This is a genomic window from Cupriavidus sp. 2SB, assembly GCF_005503625.1.
Taxonomy (GTDB): domain Bacteria; phylum Pseudomonadota; class Gammaproteobacteria; order Burkholderiales; family Burkholderiaceae; genus Cupriavidus.
The window spans coordinates 57,651-74,544 of sequence record NZ_SCMX01000030.1; the positions used below are offsets into that span (position 1 = coordinate 57,651).

14 protein-coding genes and 1 tRNA gene are annotated in these 16,894 nt (G+C 63.9%); 8 read left to right on the top strand and 7 right to left on the bottom strand.

Going from position 1 to position 16,894, the window contains the following annotated elements:
* Positions 1-105 precede the first annotated feature (105 nt).
* Positions 106-1,134, bottom strand: coding sequence for a tRNA (adenosine(37)-N6)-threonylcarbamoyltransferase complex transferase subunit TsaD (gene tsaD, locus FFS21_RS15880; RefSeq protein WP_137925752.1), 1,029 nt, complete (start codon positions 1,132-1,134; stop codon positions 106-108).
* Positions 1,135-1,284: 150 nt separating this feature from the next.
* Between tsaD and FFS21_RS15885 the strand changes: the two genes are divergently transcribed.
* The 3 genes from FFS21_RS15885 to dnaG all read left to right on the top strand — a co-directional run bounded on the left by FFS21_RS15885 (position 1,285) and on the right by dnaG (position 5,081).
* On the top strand, positions 1,285-2,514 hold the full coding sequence (locus FFS21_RS15885; RefSeq protein ID WP_137925753.1) for a BaiN/RdsA family NAD(P)/FAD-dependent oxidoreductase: 1,230 nt from the start codon (positions 1,285-1,287) through the stop codon (positions 2,512-2,514).
* Between the two features lie 48 nt (positions 2,515-2,562).
* Complete coding sequence (locus tag FFS21_RS15890; protein ID WP_137925754.1) at positions 2,563-3,012, top strand: GatB/YqeY domain-containing protein; 450 nt, start codon at positions 2,563-2,565, stop codon at positions 3,010-3,012.
* Positions 3,013-3,242: 230 nt separating this feature from the next.
* Positions 3,243-5,081: a DNA primase gene (dnaG, locus tag FFS21_RS15895; protein WP_137925755.1), complete on the top strand. Its 1,839-nt coding sequence runs from the start codon at positions 3,243-3,245 to the stop codon at positions 5,079-5,081.
* A gap of 96 nt (positions 5,082-5,177) precedes the next feature.
* On the opposite strand, the gene FFS21_RS15900 is transcribed toward dnaG, so the two are convergent.
* Positions 5,178-5,546, bottom strand: a complete 369-nt coding sequence (locus FFS21_RS15900; RefSeq protein ID WP_137925756.1) for a hypothetical protein — start codon at positions 5,544-5,546, stop codon at positions 5,178-5,180.
* Positions 5,547-5,574: 28 nt separating this feature from the next.
* Between FFS21_RS15900 and rpoD the strand changes: the two genes are divergently transcribed.
* Together rpoD and FFS21_RS15910 are read left to right on the top strand one after the other, a co-directional pair.
* On the top strand, positions 5,575-7,857 hold the full coding sequence (gene rpoD, locus FFS21_RS15905) for an RNA polymerase sigma factor RpoD (protein WP_137925757.1): 2,283 nt from the start codon (positions 5,575-5,577) through the stop codon (positions 7,855-7,857).
* Between the two features lie 16 nt (positions 7,858-7,873).
* Positions 7,874-7,952: transfer RNA gene (locus tag FFS21_RS15910), tRNA-Ile, on the top strand.
* Positions 7,953-8,047: 95 nt separating this feature from the next.
* Here the strand turns inward: FFS21_RS15910 and FFS21_RS15915 are convergent.
* From FFS21_RS15915 to FFS21_RS15930, 4 genes are read right to left on the bottom strand one after another with little or no spacing between them, the layout of a single operon-like run.
* A complete protein-coding gene (locus FFS21_RS15915; protein WP_137925758.1) occupies positions 8,048-8,824 on the bottom strand; it encodes a DeoR/GlpR family DNA-binding transcription regulator in 777 nt (258 codons plus the stop codon).
* A 59-nt stretch (positions 8,825-8,883) separates the two neighbouring features.
* Complete coding sequence (gene pdxA / locus FFS21_RS15920; protein WP_137925759.1) at positions 8,884-9,885, bottom strand: 4-hydroxythreonine-4-phosphate dehydrogenase PdxA; 1,002 nt, start codon at positions 9,883-9,885, stop codon at positions 8,884-8,886.
* 26 nt (positions 9,886-9,911) lie between these two features.
* On the bottom strand, positions 9,912-11,129 hold the full coding sequence (locus tag FFS21_RS15925; protein WP_137925760.1) for a four-carbon acid sugar kinase family protein: 1,218 nt from the start codon (positions 11,127-11,129) through the stop codon (positions 9,912-9,914).
* Complete coding sequence (locus FFS21_RS15930; RefSeq protein ID WP_137925761.1) at positions 11,126-12,109, bottom strand: 2-keto-3-deoxygluconate permease; 984 nt, start codon at positions 12,107-12,109, stop codon at positions 11,126-11,128. The genes FFS21_RS15925 and FFS21_RS15930 overlap by 4 nt, the downstream gene beginning before the upstream one ends.
* 245 nt (positions 12,110-12,354) lie before the next feature.
* Between FFS21_RS15930 and FFS21_RS15935 the strand changes: the two genes are divergently transcribed.
* The gene (locus FFS21_RS15935) at positions 12,355-12,963 is read left to right on the top strand and encodes a glutathione S-transferase family protein (RefSeq protein ID WP_137925762.1); all 609 of its coding nucleotides are present in this window, start codon (positions 12,355-12,357) and stop codon (positions 12,961-12,963) included.
* A gap of 205 nt (positions 12,964-13,168) precedes the next feature.
* Here FFS21_RS15935 and FFS21_RS15940 read toward each other — a convergent pair whose 3' ends face one another.
* Positions 13,169-13,975 (bottom strand): IclR family transcriptional regulator domain-containing protein, encoded by an 807-nt coding sequence (locus FFS21_RS15940; protein WP_137925763.1) that lies wholly within the window; start codon positions 13,973-13,975, stop codon positions 13,169-13,171.
* Positions 13,976-14,133: 158 nt separating this feature from the next.
* On the opposite strand from FFS21_RS15940, the gene FFS21_RS15945 reads away from it, so the two are divergent.
* On the top strand, positions 14,134-15,777 hold the full coding sequence (locus FFS21_RS15945) for an acyl CoA:acetate/3-ketoacid CoA transferase (protein ID WP_137925764.1): 1,644 nt from the start codon (positions 14,134-14,136) through the stop codon (positions 15,775-15,777).
* 69 nt (positions 15,778-15,846) lie between these two features.
* On the top strand, positions 15,847-16,842 hold the full coding sequence (locus tag FFS21_RS15950; protein WP_137925765.1) for a Bug family tripartite tricarboxylate transporter substrate binding protein: 996 nt from the start codon (positions 15,847-15,849) through the stop codon (positions 16,840-16,842).
* Positions 16,843-16,894 lie beyond the last annotated feature (52 nt).

Here is a 16,894-nt window from a genome sequence, read left to right on the forward strand (position 1 = left end):
GTCTTTGTGGGATGTGATGCGGGAAACGCAAATTGTTCGGTGGCGATGTGACCGCCATGTGTCCGGCCCCGGGGCGGAGAGCCAGATTAGAGGGCTGCCACCAACTCAGACCGGCAGCCGGATGTCCGCCAGATCCCAGCGCGGCGTCACGCCATAGCTGTATTCGTGCTGCGCCAGTTGCGGCGCCGCCTGCAGGCGCATGGCCCCGGCAAAGGCGATCATCGCGCCGTTATCCGTGCAGAAGGCCAAGTCGGGGTAGAACACCTCCACCTTGCGGCGGCGGCCCATCTCGTCGAGACGCTCGCGCAACTGGCGGTTGGCACCTACGCCTCCGGCCACCACCAATCGCTTGTGGCCGGTCTGCTTGAGCGCGTTGAACGACTTGGCGGCCAGCACATCGACGATGGCATCGACAAACGAGCGCGCCAGGTTGGCGCGATCCTGCTCGCAGGCATTGCCCAGCTTGCGGGTCTGCGTCAGCACCGCTGTCTTGAGCCCTGCGAACGAGAAATCGAGATTGCCCGAATGGAGCATCGGGCGCGGCAGTTCGAACGAACCTGGATTGCCGAATTCGGCCAGACGAGACACTTCCGGGCCGCCCGGATAACCGAGGCCCAGCAGCTTGGCGGTCTTGTCGAACGCCTCGCCGGCGGCATCGTCGAGCGTCTCGCCGAGCAGTGCGTAGTCGCCGATCCCCTTCACTTCCATCAACTGGGTGTGGCCGCCGGAAACCAGCAGCGCCACGAACGGGAAGGGCGGCGGCGCATCGGTCAGCAGTGGCGACAGCAGGTGTCCTTCCAGGTGATGGACGCCCACCATGGGCACGCCCAGCGCAAAGCCGAGTGCATTGGCGACCGAGGCGCCCACCAGCAGCGCACCGGCAAGACCGGGGCCTTGCGTGAAGGCGATGGCGTCGATGTCCTCGCGCTTGCGCCCGGCCTCGTCCAGTACCTGCTGCAACAGCGGCAGCACGCGGCGAATATGGTCGCGCGAGGCCAGTTCGGGCACGACGCCGCCGTACTCGCGGTGCATGGCGATCTGCGAGTAGAGCGCGTGCGAGAGCAGTCCGGCCTCGGTGTCGTAGAGGGCCAGCCCGGTTTCGTCGCAGGAGGATTCGATGCCGAGGACAAGCATGGGGAGATTCTGGTGCCGCCAGCCCGTTTTGGTCTGCAACTGCAGCCATTGTGCCGGCAAAAAACGGAAGGCCAGCAGGGTAGCACACCCGCACCCGACGCGCTGGCGCCGCCGCCATTCGCTACAATCGCGGCTTCTTCAAGGGACGTTATGACACAGGGCAGGAAGGAACGGTTCGATGTGGCCGTGCTGGGCGCGGGCGCGGCCGGCATGATGTGTGCCGCCGTGGCCGGGCAGCGCGGCGCGCGCGTGGTGCTGATCGACCACGCCACGCGGCTGGCCGAGAAGATCCGTATTTCAGGCGGCGGGCGCTGCAATTTCACGAATCTGCAGGCCGGGCCGGCCAACTACCTGTCGTCGAATCCCCATTTCTGCCGTTCCGCGCTGGCGCGCTATACCCCGCAGGACTTCCTGGGCCTGATTCGTCGCTACGACATCGGCTGGCATGAGAAGCATCGCGGGCAGTTGTTTTGCAACGATAGCGCCGAGGACATCATTTGCATGCTGCGCGCCGAGTGTGACGCAGGTGGCGTCCATTGGCAGACCGGCTGCACGATCGAGGAAATCCGCAAGGAAGGCGATGATTACCTGCTGTTGACGACCCAAGGCGAGGTGCGCGCTGGCGCAGTGGTGGTGGCGACGGGCGGGTTGTCGATCCCGAAGATCGGCGCGACGGACTTCGGTTACCGCATCGCCAAGCAGTTTGGACTCAAGTTGATCGAGACCCGCCCCGCACTGGTGCCGCTGACGTTCGACGGCCAGGCATGGCAGCCTTTCGTGCCACTGGCTGGGGTATCGATGGAAGTCGATATCTCCACGGGCAGCGGCAAGACAGCCGGCGCGTTCAAGGAGGATTTGCTCTGGACTCACCGAGGACTCTCCGGTCCGGCCGTGCTGCAGATTTCGAGCTACTGGCGTCCCGGCACGCACATCGAGGTAGACCTCTTCGACGGCGAGGATGCTGCAGAATGGCTGATCGGCCACAAGAAAAACAGTAAGAAGCACTTGAACAACCTGCTTGGCGAGCGCCTTCCATCCCGGCTGGCCGATGCGTGGTGTGAGGCTGTGGGCCTGCACGGCGGCCAAGGCCAATCCATTGCCGACATGCCTGACCGCGCGCTGCGCCAACTGGGCGAAGCGTTGAATCGCTGGCGCCTGCTTCCTTCAGGTACGGAAGGCTACAAGAAGGCCGAGGTCACCCTTGGGGGCGTGGATACGCGCGGACTGTCGTCGGCGACGATGATGGCGCGCGAGGTGGCAGGGCTGTACTTCATCGGTGAAGTGGTCGACGTGACCGGCTGGCTGGGCGGCTATAACTTCCAGTGGGCCTGGGCGTCAGCCGTGGCCGCCGGTGAAGCCGCTGCCGAGGCGTCCCGATAAGGTAAACTGCTCGACCGCTGTTCACTCCATATTTTCCGGAAGATTGCCATGTCCCTCAAAGCCCGCATCAACGATGACATGAAGGCCGCCATGCGTGCCCGTGAGACCGACCGCCTGGGCACGATCCGCCTGCTGCTGGCGGCGATCAAGCAACGCGAAGTCGATGAGCGTGTGGAACTGGACGATGCGGCAGTCACGGCCGTCATCGACAAGATGATCAAGCAGCGCAAGGATTCGATCAGCCAGTTCGAGCAGGCTGGCCGCGATGATCTGGTCGCAAAGGAAAAATCCGAAGTGGATGTGCTGGTGGCCTACATGCCGGCCCAGTTGTCGGAGGCCGAAGTGGCCACCGAAGTCCAGAACGCCGTGAAGGAAGCCGGCGCCACTGGCCCGCAGGATATGGGCAAGGTGATGGCCCTGGTCAAGGCACGTCTGGCCGGTCGCGCAGACATGACGGCAGTGTCTGGACTCGTCAAGGCGGCATTGGCCCCGAAGTAACCTTGAAGCGATTGACCGTCAGGTCAGTGATAAGCATGATTAGCAGTTGCGATCCGTGAGAATGCCGACGCGTTGACGGGACTTGGCGGGTGATGTCGGTAAAGACCGGCACGGCGTTGCGGCTGCACTACAATGATTCGAATCACGGCCGGGCGTCGTACCGGTCACGCATTAACTAGAACAGGCCACCGGCATACCCGGAAGGCCATGGCATCAGGACGGTCAGCCGGGTGATTCCGCAATCCTTCATTCAGGACCTGCTCAACCGCGTCGATATTATCGACGTGGTGGGTAAGTACGTGCAGTTGAAGAAGGGCGGCGCCAATTTCATGGGGCTGTGCCCGTTTCACAACGAGAAATCCCCGTCATTCACGGTGTCGCCGACCAAGCAGTTCTATCACTGCTTCGGCTGTGGCGCCCACGGATCGGCCATCGGCTTCCTGATGGAGTTCTCGGGGAGTTCCTATCCGGAGGCCGTGCGCGAACTGGCGCAATCCGTTGGCCTGTCCGTGCCCGAGGAGCGAAACAGCCTGCCGCCCGCGCAACGGGCTGAGCAACAGGCCCGCTCGGTGGCGCTGAGCGACGCGATGACGCGCGCCACGGATTTCTACAAGAAGCAGCTACGCGGTGCGCCGCAGGCTATCCAGTACCTGAAAGGGCGCGGCCTGACGGGCGAGATCGCCGCCCAGTTCGGCCTCGGCTACGCACCGGACGACTGGCAGGGGTTGGAATCCATCTTCGGCAGCTATCGGGACGACGCGATTGCCGGCCCGCTGGTCGAGAACGGTCTGCTGATCGAATCCCAGGACAAGCGGGATGCCGATGGCAAGCCCCGCCGTTACGACCGGTTTCGCGACCGGATCATGTTCCCCATCCGCAATACCAAGGGTAATGTGATCGGGTTTGGCGGCCGGGTAATGGGCCAGGGCGAGCCCAAATACCTCAACTCACCGGAAACGCCGCTCTTCAGCAAGGGAACGGAGCTTTATGGTCTGTTCGAAGCCCGTCACGCGATTCGTGAGAATGGCTACGTGCTGGTGGTGGAAGGCTATATGGACGTGGTGGCGCTGGCCCAGTTGGGCTTTGCCAATGCCGTGGCCACGCTGGGCACGGCATGTACCCCGGTCCACGTGCAGAAGCTGCTGCGCCAGACCGACGCCGTGGTGTTTTCCTTCGACGGTGATGCGGCTGGCCGCCGTGCGGCGCGACGTGCACTTGAAGCGTGCCTGCCACACCTGGCAGACAACAAGACTATCCGCTTCCTCTTCCTGCCTGCCGAGCACGACCCCGACAGCTACGTCCGCGAAGAGGGCACCGACGCCTTCGCGCGTGAAGTGCAGAACGCGATGCCGCTGTCGCGCTTCTTGCTGCAAGTGGTCACCGAGGATCAGGACATGCGCCAGCCCGAGGGTCGGGCGCGGGCGCAGTTCGAGGCCAAGCCGCTGCTCCAGGCCATGCCGGCGGGCGGCCTGCGGCTACAGATCGTGCGGGAACTTGCCGATGCTACAGGGACGACCCCTGCGGAAATCGAGGCGGTTTGTGGACTCGGCAGCGATCCGTCGCGGGTCGGCCGCTTCGCGCAACCCCGGCCGCGGGCACGGCGTCAGGCGCCAACCGGGCTGGAGCAGCGAGTAATCCAGCTACTGATGAACCATCCGGCGCTGGCCGCACAGCTCGATGGCGATGCCCGCGCGCTGCTGCTCGATCCCCATCGGCCGGAAACAGAAGTGTTGGCTCACCTCGTGGCGGCGTGCGATGGCATCGAGGGCGAAGTGAATTTCGCGGCATTCAGCGAGCAACTGGCTCAGACACCCTACGCCGATGTCTACGCCACGGCACGCGCCGCTGTGCTTAAAGAAGATATCGAAGTGGAGGCGGCGGCACTAGAATTCGAAGGCGCCATCTTCAAGCTGCTGGCCGATCCACTGGAAAGGGAGCAGAAGGCACTGGAACCCGCCGTGATGAGTGGGACAGCCGATGCCGAGACGAAGCAACGCTATCTGTGGCTGGCGGGCGAGGTGCAGCGCCGGCGCCAGATGGGATGGCGTCCCGCGACCGCGGAAAATTAAGGCAGCACAGCAGCGCGATTTTTTGGCTTGAGCCCGGCGGTACGTGGCCCCAACTATGCGAAGAATCCGGGGTCTAAACGCTTAAGCCTTGATTTATCAGGTGAAAACCCCACCTGACAGGAAGCCGGGGATTGGTGACGTGCTACAATGCCCGGTTTGGATTGCGAAATCTTTCTCTCCAGTACTGGCGAAAGTGAGCGTGCCAATGGCAAAGGCCAAAGCAACCGAAAGGGTAGCCGTTAAGGCGCCCTCCAAAGCTCCCCAATCAGGGAGCGGCAAAGCGTCCGTGAAAACAACGGCGGCGAAGACATCGACCGCGTCAGTCAGGACGACATCAGCCCGGTCTGCGCCAGCAAAAACCGTGCGAAGCGCTTCGGCGCCCGCCGGAACCGCTTCCGTCAGGAATCGCATATCCGAAAATACCAAGCCCTCGACTTCGGCACGCGAGAGCGGCAAGAGCGCCAATACAAGCGGCCTTCAGGCTGCTGCACCAGTGAAAGGTAAGAGTATCACCGTGGCGAAACAGCAGAATACCGAAGTCGAGAGCAAACGTGCGGCAACGACGGCCGGCACCCGGAGCAGCAGCGCCAAGGCAGGCGCAGCGGAGGCTGCCGTGTCCAAGGCCCGTGCCGCAACTCCCGCATCCGTTGCATCTGAGCAGCCCGCCGCCCCGGCCGTCAAGCCGGAGCCGAAAAAGCGCGGCCGCAAGCCCAAGGCCGAGATGCAGCAAGACGACAGCACCAGCGAAGACGTGACTGAAGAGTTATACGACAACGACGCGCCGGCAACTCCCGCCGCTGCGCCCAAGACCGAAAAGCAGAAAGCCAAGGACCGCAAGGCCAAGGAAAAGGCACTGCTCAAGGAGTTTGCCTCGTCCAACCAGGCGGGCAGCGAAGAAGAGCTGGAAGTTCGCCGCCAGAAGCTGAAGGCGCTGATCAAGCTGGGCAAGTCGCGTGGTTACCTGACCTACGCCGAAATCAACGATCACCTTCCGGACGACATGGTCGATTCGGAAACGATCGATACGCTGGTTGCCACCCTGAACGACATCGGCATCGCCGTGTACGAACAGGCGCCGGACGCCGAGACGCTGCTGCTGAACGACAACGCTCCGTCGGCTACCAGCGAGGAAGAGGCGGAAGAAGAAGCCGAAGCCGCGCTCTCGACCGTCGATTCCGAATTCGGCCGCACCACCGACCCGGTCCGCATGTACATGCGCGAGATGGGTACGGTCGAACTGCTGACGCGCGAAGGCGAAATCGAAATCGCCAAGCGGATCGAAGCCGGCCTGAAGGACATGGTCATGGCCATTTCCGCCTGCCCGGTCACGATCTCGGAAATCCTGGCCCACGCCGAGCGCGTGGCCAACGAAGAGATCAAGATCGACGAATTCGTCGACGGCCTGATCGATCCGAACGCCGAGGAAGTCCAGGACACCACGCCGGCCCAGGCTGCCGCGGCAGTCGAGGAAGACGAGGAGTCCGAGGAAGACGGCGAGGACGGTGACGAAGAAGAAGACGACGACGGTGCCGCTGGCGCAGGCGCGTCCGCTCGCCAGCTCGAGGAACTGAAGGTTGCCGCGCTGGAGAAGTTCCGCATCATCGCCGAGCAGTTCGACAAGATGCGCCGTGCCTTCGAGAAGGAAGGCTACAAGTCGAAGCCGTACGTGAAGGCCCAGGAAGCGATCCAGGCCGAGCTGATGGGCATTCGCTTCACTGCCCGTAACGTCGAGCGCCTGTGCGACACGCTGCGTGGCCAGGTGGACGAAGTGCGCAAGCTTGAGCGTTCGATCCTGAACATCGTGGTCGACAAGTGCGGAATGCCGCGTTCGGACTTCGTGGCCCGTTTCCCCGGCAACGAGACGAACCTGGACTGGATCCAGACCATCGTGGCCGACCACAAGGGTTACAGCACGATCGTCGAGCGCAATGTGCCAGCCGTGCACGAACTGCAGCAGAAGCTGATCGACCTGCAGGCCCGCGTGGTGCTGCCGCTCAAGGAACTGAAGGACGTCAATCGCAAGATGTCCGAAGGCGAGCGCCGTGCCCGTGAAGCCAAGCGCGAAATGACCGAGGCCAACCTGCGTCTGGTGATCTCGATCGCGAAGAAGTACACGAACCGTGGCCTGCAGTTCCTGGATCTGATCCAGGAAGGCAACATCGGCCTGATGAAGGCTGTGGACAAGTTCGAATACCGTCGCGGCTACAAGTTCTCCACGTACGCCACGTGGTGGATTCGCCAGGCCATCACGCGCTCGATTGCCGACCAGGCCCGTACGATCCGTATTCCGGTTCACATGATCGAAACGATCAACAAGATGAACCGCATTTCGCGTCAGATCCTGCAGGAAACCGGCAACGAGCCGGATCCGGCAACGCTGGCCGAAAAGATGGAAATGCCCGAGGACAAGATCCGCAAGATCATGAAGATCGCGAAGGAACCGATCTCCATGGAAACGCCGATCGGTGACGACGACGATTCCCATCTCGGCGATTTCATCGAGGATACGAACACGCTGGCCCCCGCCGAAGCGGCGCTGCATGGTTCCATGCGCGACGTGGTGAAGGACGTGCTCGACAGCCTGACGCCGCGCGAAGCCAAGGTGCTCCGCATGCGTTTCGGTATCGAAATGAGCACGGACCACACGCTGGAAGAAGTGGGCAAGCAGTTCGACGTCACGCGCGAGCGTATCCGTCAGATCGAGGCCAAGGCATTGCGCAAGCTGCGCCACCCGAGCCGCTCGGACAAGCTGAAGAGCTTCCTGGAAGGCAACTAAGCAGTACGCCTTTCATGGGCCTCTAGCTCATGCCTGGTTAGAGCAGCGGACTCATAATCCGTTGGTGCCGTGTTCGACTCACGGGAGGCCCACCAACTTATAGCAGTAGGTAGTAGACAGTAGGCAGTCAGAAAGAAGGGGCTACGGTTATCGCCGTAGCCCCTTTTTTTGTCCTGTCCTTTTGCTCGGATCAACTCGCCACTGCCACCTTCACCTGTTTCAACGCGTGGAACGGTTCCAGTTGGGCCGGGGTGGCACTGCTGTCCGTGACGAGGGTCCAGGCGCGTTCGAGCGGGGTCCAGTGTTGCTGTCGGGCGCGGCCGAGTTTGGTGGAATCAACCAGTACGAAGATGTCCGCGGCCTGGCGGATGATGCATTCCTTGAGGTATGCCTGTTCGGCGCTGGCTTCGCAGAGGCCCACGCCGGCTACCACGCCGTCGGCGCCGAGGAATGCCTTGTCAACGCTGATGCGCGACAGCGCCACCTGGGCGAGCGGGCCGAAGGTGCCCATGCTCGATGGGCGTACATCGCCGCCGATCAGGGTCACGCGGACCTTTGGCAGACCGGCCAGTGCGGTGACAGCCAGCAGGTTGGTAGTGTAGACGTGCAGGTCTTCGCGTGCGGCCAGCAGGCGGGCGAGGGCGGCGGCGGTGGTGCCGCTGTCGAGCAGCACGGCGTCGCCGTCCTGCACAAAGCTCGCGGCCAGGCGGGCGATGGATTCCTTCTGTTCGCGCTGCAGTGCCTTGCGCTCTTCGAGCGAGGCTTCGGGCTCGTGGCCGCCAACCTGCATCAGCGCCGCAGCGCCGCCATAGGTCCGGACGATGCGGCCTTCACGGGCGAGCGCGGTGAGGTCGCGCCGTACCGTGGCTTCCGATACGCCGAGGCTCGCCGTCAGGCGTTCCACGTTGGCATCCTCGCCTGCAAGCACGAGTTCGAGGATGGCGCGGCGGCGGTCGACGGCTTTCATGGCAGGGAAAGAAAAAGGGGATCGCAAGGACCCCCGATCTTACAGCAGTGCAGGGGTGCTCAGCCCCGGCGGGTGGCCAGTTCCGCGCCCTGGCGCAGGGCTTCGAGCAGGCTGCGTTCGTCGGCGATGCCCTTGCCGGCGATGTCGAACGCGGTACCGTGATCGACCGAAGTGCGAATCACCGGCAGGCCCACGGTGATGTTGACGCCGGCCTCCAGGCCCAGCACCTTGACCGGGCCGTGGCCCTGGTCGTGATACATCGCCACGACGAGATCGAAGTCGCCCCGGCCGGCGCGATAGAACAGCGTGTCGGCGGGCAGCGGCCCTTCCACGTCCAGCCCTTGCGCGCGCAGTGCTTCCACGGCGGGAATGATCTTCTGCTCTTCCTCGCCATGGCCGAACAGGCCGTTCTCGCCCGCATGCGGGTTGATGCCGCACACGCCGATGCGCGGAGCAGGGATGCCGGCGCGCTTGAGCGTCTCGTCGCCACGGGCGATCGTGCGCTGCACGAGGCCCGGCTCGATCTTGCGGATGGCGTCGAGCAGGCCGATGTGCGTGGTCACGTGGATCACGCGCAGTTGCGGCGCCACCAGCATCATCGACACCTCGGGCGTGCCGGTCAGGTGCGCCAGCATCTCGGTATGGCCCGGGAACTTGTGGCCGCCCGCGTGCAGGGCTTCCTTGTTGAGCGGCGCGGTGCAAATCGCGTCGATCTTGTCCTGCTGCGCCAGTTGCACCGCGCGCTCGATGTAGCGGAACGCGGCGTCACCGGCCACGGCGGAGAGCTTGCCGAACGGCAGGTCTTCCGGGATCAGGCCCAGGTCGATGCAGTCGATGGTGCCGGACTCGAAGCGGGCTTCGTCGGGCGTGGCAATCGCGCGAATCTTCAGCGTCGAGTTCACCAGTACTGCCGCCTGTTCGAGCCGGCGTGCATCGCCGATTACGAGGGGGCGGCACTGGGCGTAGACGCTGGCGTGGGCCAGGCTCTTGACGACGATTTCGGGGCCAACGCCCGTGGCATCACCCATCGTGATGCCGATTACCGGAATGTAGTTGCTCATTGTGTAGCCGTTCCTGTGGGGCGAATTCAGTCTTCGCGCATGGCTTGCCAGGCCAGCCATAGCGCTGCTTCGGTGCCAAACGCGCCGGCCTTGGTGGCCACGCGCCGGGCGGGAGTGTCTGTGGTTTCGGATAGCGGTACGCCGGGCTCGGCTTCGCGCTGCAGCCGCAACGCGTCGATGCCTGCGGCGGACAACATGGCGCGGGCCGCCTCGCCACCGGTGGCAATCAGGCTGCCGACCAGTGCAAAGTGAGGCAACACCAGTTGCGCCAGTGCGGATGACAATTTTGGACCTTCCGATGGGTCGAAGGCGTCGTCACGGCCGATGCTGACGAGGAGGTCGCGATTCGCGCCTAGCACCTCGGCCAGCGATCGTTGCGTAGCGGTCCAGTCGTGATGGGTTGCGCCATCGCGCAGTACTTGTGGCGGCACCACCAGCGATGTCATGCCGGTCTGATCGCACAGATAGGCGGCCTGCTTGCCCGAGATGCCCGACATGCTGCCGACCAGCGTCAGCACCGGGCCGGTATGTCGGCTCGTTGCCGTGGATTCCGGACTGCCGCTCACCGGGGAGACCGCCGCCAGCGCGCGTGCCAATCCGCCGGAGCCAACCCAGAACGTGGGCGTGCCAAGGTCGATCGACGCTTCAGCGAGTGTTACCAGATCCTGCTCGATCTCTGCATCGCCGACTACGGCGTTGTAACCTTCTGCCACACAGGTTTCGAGTTGCGACCGCACGGCGGCCACGCCAGCGCGGATTGTGCGGAGCGAAACGCACGCGGTGCGCTGGCCTTGGGCCGTGAGCAGCGCGACCATATCCGCCTGCCCGGTCAGTCCTTCCGTACGCCAGATGTCGGTGTCTTCGAGCGGCTGGCCCTTCACGAACATGCGGCCATCCTGCGTGGTGCGACCCGTGGCCGGGAAGGCCGGAGCGACAATGGCCAGCCCGGCCATCGGCTGCAGTGCAGCTGTCTCGGAAGCCCAGTTGCCGCGCAACGTGGAGTCGATCTTCTTGTACAGGCGCCGGCCCGGTGCCTGTCCGTTACGCCACGCTTCGATATTGCGGGCCGCGGCATCGGCGGGCGGCAGGCGCCGGCTGTCTACATCGGTCGCGACGATATCGGACGGTGTGCGGCCTGCTGGCGGCGTATCGAGCGTGACGACGGCGCGCGCACCATGCGCGGCGAATCCGATTGCGCAATCGGCGGCGCCAGACAGATCGTCGGCGATGATCAGCCAGCTCATGCGGCGTTCCTGGCCAGCGCGGCGTTTTCGCGATTGGCCGCACGGCGTGCCACGAATGCGGTCACCAGCGGCGTCATCACGGCGGTCACCACCACGCAGGCGGCCACAAGTATGGTGGCGTGCTTGGCGGCTTCGGTATAGATCGGATTGGCTGCGGCAACGAGCGTGGGCACTGCGGCGGCATTGCCTGCCGTACTCGCGGCGGCCACGCCAGCGACGCCGGTACCGCCGCTCAGGCGGTCGGCAATGTAGAGCGTGAAGCCGGTGATGACCACCACGGCCACGCCGAGGCCCAGGCCCAGCATGCCGGCTTGCCACACCTTGTGCAGGTCCAGGCCAGCGCCCAGTGCCAGCGCGAAGAACGGGATCATCACGGGAACGGCCTTGCTCAGGAAATCGCGCATTTCGCGGTCAAGGTTGCCAAGCAGCATGCCCAGCATCAGCGGCAGGATGCTGCCGACCAGCGTCGGCCACGGGAAGGCCGACAGACCTGCCACGCCCAGCGTCACCATCGTCAGGAACGGGCCGGACTCCAGCGACATGATGCTGTAGGCGCCCACGTCTTCCGGCTTGCCGTACTGGCCCATCAGCGCCATGTACAAGCCACCGTTGGTGTCGTTCATTGCGGCGACCACGGCCAGCGTGGAGAGGCCGGCGAACATGCCGGCGCTGATTGGCGCTTCACCGAGGAAGTGGCCCAGGACCACGCCCAGCAGCATGGCGGTGCCTACCTTGGTGGCAAACAGTACGCCGCCTTTCTTGACAATATACGGCGTGGCCTTGATGTTGATGCTCGCGCCCATGCAGACATAGAACACCGCCAGAATCGGAAGCGCACCCGTGAACAGCGCGTTGGTGAATGATCCGAAGAACTTCGGGCCGTCCGGTACGAAAGTCGCCACCAGCGAGCCAATCAGCAGCGGCACGATCATCATGCCGCCGGGTACGCGCTCGATGGCGCGCTTGATATGAATCTGCATTTTTTCGTCTCCCGCCGCGTGGGGTGGCGGCGCCTGTTTGTTTCGGGCAGGTATTTGATCGAATCGATCAATCCTGGGCGGCAGTGTAGGCGAAACGGTTAGATTTGACTAGTTCGATCATAAAAATGATTGAAGTGGTCAAGAAGTGATGTCCCCGATAGAACCCTCGCACGACACGCAATCGCGAACCGTGAAGGATAATCGTCACTCTTTCCGAACCACACTGCCCACAACCGAGGTACATCATGAGACTGATTGGCATGCTCGATTCCCCCTACGTGCGCCGCGCCGCCATCTCGATGCGATTGCTTGGGCTGCCGTTCCAGCACGAATCCGTCTCGGTGTTCCGCACGTTCGAGCAGTTTCGCGCGATCAACCCCGTGGTCAAGGCGCCCACATTGGTGTGCGACAACGACGTGGTGTTGATGGATTCGACGCTCATCATCGACTATGCAGAAACGCTGGCCGGTCGCAGCCTGATGCCGGCGGACATCGCGCATCGGCAACGCGCGCTGCGGACCATTGGCCTGGCGCTGGCTGCGTGCGAAAAGGCAGTGCAGAACGTGTACGAGCACAACCTGCGTCCCTCCGAGAAGGTGCATCAGCCTTGGGTGGAGCGTGTGAATGGTCAGTGTGCCAGCGCCTTTGCGCTGCTGGAGGATGAAGTGGCCACGCTGCCCGTGCCCGCCAAGGAAGGCGATGTGGATCAGGCAGGGTTGACCGCTGCAGTGGTCTGGACGTTCACCCAGGCGCTGTTGCCCGGTCACGTCGATCCGGCGCAACATCCGGCGTTGGCCGCGTACACCGCAGCCGTGGAGCGTTTTTCGGCTTTCTCGTCGTTGCCGCACGATTGATCTGACAACGGTGCGCAGTCCCCGCGACATGGGGGGTGCGTTCTTGTGCGTTCGCGCACAAAGATCCCCACAATCGGGTGATGTGGTGGCGGGTGTCATGCATCAAGATTGTGGCGGGGCAACAGGATCCTTGCTCCGCTACCACTTCAAGCCCCGCGACCTCCCCGGCCAGCGGGGCTCTTTCATTCTGAAGCGGGATAAGCGTTTACCGCGCTTTGAGAATTGTCTCGATCTTCTGTGCCGCAGCTTGCAGCGGCGGCAGGAAATGCTGCTCCAGATACGCCTTGTCACGGCTGCCCAGCACCATGCTGATGCCGAGCCCCGCCACCACCTTGCCGGTCTGGTCGTGCAGCGGCACCGAGACCCCTGCAAAGCCATCGGCCAGTTCGCTGATCAGCGTGCAGTAGCCATCCACAGCGACCTGTTCCAGCTTTCGGCCCAGCACTTTGTGCGAATCGATGGTGAACGGTGTCAGCTTGCGAAGCTCGGCATCGGCCAGATAGGCGCTGCGGGTGGCCTCGTCGAGTCCTGCCAGCAGCACGCGCCCGAGCGAGTGTGCATAGGCGGGCATGCGCCGGCCGATCGCCATGTCCACGCGCAGCAACTGGCTGGGTTCCTCGCGCGCCACCAACACCACCGCATCGCGGTCGAGCATGCCGATCGAGCAGCTTTCGCTGACTTCCGCACACAGCGCCTGCAAATAAGGGCGCGCGATTTGCGGCAGGTTCATCGACGCAAAATAGGCATAGCCGAGATCCATCACCCTGGGCGTCAGCACGAACTGCCGCCCCTCCTGTGCCAGATAGCCGTTGTGCGCCAGCGTCAGCAGCAGCCGGCGTGCGGCGGCGCGCGTCACGTCGAGCTGCTCGGCCACGTCCTGCATCGTCAGCCGGTCCACACCGCTGGCGTAAAGCCGCAGCAAGGCCAGGCCCTTGGTCAGGGAGTCGAGCAGTTCTTCCTTTTTTGGAATCTCGGGCGTGTCGTCGGCTGGCGTGGCCTGGCTGCGCGGCATGGGCGAATGAGTGAAATAGGGGGGGTCTGCGGGTCAGACCGGACTTGCGTCTGGCCGTGCGATCCGTATGATAGGCGTTTTCCGAACAATTGTTCGCGATTTGTGTGTAGTACGTGGATCGGTAGAAACCACGACATGACAAGATGCAGGAGACAGGCATGAAGGTGATCACCACCGCGCAGGCGGCGGCACTTGTCCAGACCGGCTGGACCGTGGCCAGTGCAGGGTTTGTCGGCGCGGGCCATGCCGAAGGCGTGACCGAGGCGCTGGAGCAGCGCTTTCTGCGCGATGGCTTGCCACGCGATCTGACGCTGGTCTATTCCGCAGGGCAGGGCGATCGCGGTGCGCGCGGGGTGAATCACTTCGGCAACGCCGGCATGACCCGTGCCATTGTGGGCGGTCACTGGCGTTCGGCCACGCGCCTCGCCACGCTCGCCATGAACGAGCAGTGCGAGGGCTTCAATTTGCCGCAGGGTGTGCTGACCCATCTGTATCGTGCGATTGCCGGCGGCAAGCCCGGCGTGCTGACCAAGATCGGGCTGCACACCTTTGTCGATCCACGCACGGCCCAGGATTCCCGCTATCACGGCGGCGCCGTCAACGCGCGGGCGCGCGAGGCCATCGCGGCCGGCACGGCCAACTGGGTCGAGGCCGTAAATTTTCGTGGCGACGAATACCTGTTCTATCCGAGTTTCCGCATCGACTGCGCACTGATCCGCTGCACGGCGTCGGATACGCGCGGCAACCTGAGCACGCATCGCGAGGCGTTCCATCACGAGTTGCTGGCGATGGCGCAGGCCGCGCACAACTCGGGCGGCATCGTGATCGCGCAGGTGGAGTCGCTGGTCGATTATCACGAGACGCTGCAGGCCATCCACGTGCCCGGCATCCTCGTCGATTACGTCGTGGTCAGCGAGGAACCGGCTCATCACCAGATGACCTTTGCCGAGGCGTACAACGAAGCCTACGTCCGCCCGTGGCGGGGAGAAGCGGCTGACGCCGCCGAGAAAGCGAAGGAAGCCGAATTGCTGCCTGCTGCATCGGCACCGCTCGACGCCCGCACCATCGTGCAGCGCCGCGCCGTGATGGAACTCGCAGCGCGCAGCCCGCGCGTGGTGAACCTCGGCGTGGGCATGCCAGCGGCCGTGGGCGCGCTGGCGCATCAGGCCGGACTCGGTGGTTTCACGTTGACCGTGGAAGCGGGGCCGATCGGCGGCACGCCTGCGGACGGACTGAGCTTTGGCGCATCGGCCTATCCGGAAGCCGTGGTCGATCAGCCCGCGCAATTCGACTTCTACGAAGGCGGCGGCATCGACCTTGCCATCCTCGGATTGGCCGAGTTGGACGGCCACGGCAACGTGAACGTCAGCAAGTTCGGTGAAGGCGAGGGCGCGCTGATCGCTGGAGTGGGCGGCTTCATCAACATCACGCAGAGCGCTCGGGCCGTGGTGTTCATGGGCACGCTGACGGCTGGCGGACTGGAGATCCGCGCCGAAGATGGCCGGCTGACGATTACGAAGGAAGGGCGCGTCAAAAAGATCGTGCCCGAAGTCTCGCACCTGAGTTTCAACGGTCCCTACGTGGCGTCGCTCGGTATCCCCGTGCTCTACGTGACCGAGCGCGCGGTGTTCGAGATGCGCGCCGATGCATCTGGCGAGCCGCGTCTGACGCTTGTGGAAATCGCACCTGGCGTAGATCTGCAGCGCGGTGTGCTCGACCAGTGCGCCACGCCGGTGGCCGTGGCCGATGACCTGCGCCAGATGGATGCACGACTGTTCCAGCCGGGTGTGATGAAGCTCTGAGCGCCACACAAACGATCACAGAATCAGCCGGCGCCCGATGATCGCGCCGGCATATATGGAGGAAACAACATGCAACACCGTCAACCGCGCCGCCTGGCGCTGTCCACGCTCGCGCTGGCTGCGCTGCTGCCGTTCGCGCCGATTGCCGCCTTCGCACAGCCGAGCTACCCGGACAAGCCAATCAAGCTGATCGTGCCGTTCCCGGCAGGCGGCCCGACCGATACCGCCGCGCGCATCATCGGCCAGAAGATGGGCGAGACGCTCAAGCAGACCATCGTCGTCGATAACCGTCCCGGCGCGTCGGGCACCATTGGCGCGGATGCCGCTGCCAAGTCCGCACCGGATGGCTACACGCTCGTCATGCTGGCTACGCCCACGCTGCTGGCGCCGCACCTGCTGCCGCGCAAGGGCTACGACGTGTTCAAGGATTTCACGCCCGTCGGTAACGCCTACGAGTTGCCGATCGTCATGGTGGTCAATCCACAGTCGCTACCCGACGTGACCGACCTGCAGCAGTACATCGCCAGGGCCAAGGCCCAGCCGGGCAAGATGAACTACACGAGCGCGGGCAATGGCAGCTTCGGCCATCTGTCGACGGAACTGCTCAAGAACCTGGGCCATTTCGACGTGCAGCACGTTCCTTACAAGGGCAGCGCGCCGGCGATTTCAGACCTGCTGGCCGGACAGGTGCCGATGATGTTCTCGGACATGATCGCCGCACTGCCGCACATCAAGGCCGGCAAGCTACGTCCGATCGCCGTGGGATCGATCAAGCGCGTGTCGTTCACGCCCGACGTGAAGACCGTGGCCGAACAGGGTTTCCCGGGCTTCGATGCCTCGTCGTGGGGCGCGCTGCTCGTGCCGGCCGGCACGCCCAAGGACATCGTCGCCAAACTCTCCGACGCCCTCAAGGGCGCGCTGGCCGACGCGACCGTGCAGCAGAAGATGCTGGGCGCCGGTACGGTGGCGTCATTCCTGCCTGCCGACCAGCTTACGACCCGCATGCAGAACGACTACGCCAAGTGGGGCAAGGTGATCAAGGACAACGGGATCAAGAGTGATTGAGCCTGTTTGACTTCGCCGCTGGTTTGCTCCCCTCTCCCGCGAAGTGGGAGAG